General features: G+C 61.1%; 1 pseudogene. It reads right to left on the minus strand.

Features of this window, described 5'->3' with window-relative positions:
- Positions 1–239, minus strand: a pseudogene (locus AC6UDF_RS07430) (arsenical-resistance protein); the annotation flags it as partial.

Raw genomic sequence — 239 nt, forward strand, 5'->3', positions numbered from 1 at the left:
GGATCGGCACGGCCAGCAGCGCGATCACCAGCGGCTGCCTGGTGATGGCCTCGCCCTGAAATGCAAACAGCAGGATCAGCGTCAGGAGCAATGCCGAGATCGAATAGGGACCCAGCCTGGCGACCGCATTCTCCAGGGCTCGGCCGCTCCTGGTCAGCAAGGACTTGCGGATGAATTGCGCCAGTATTACCGGAATGACGATGTACAGGCCTACCGATGTCATGAGCGTGTCCCAGGGT

Source organism: Fructilactobacillus sp. X2R6C1 (assembly GCF_059901295.1).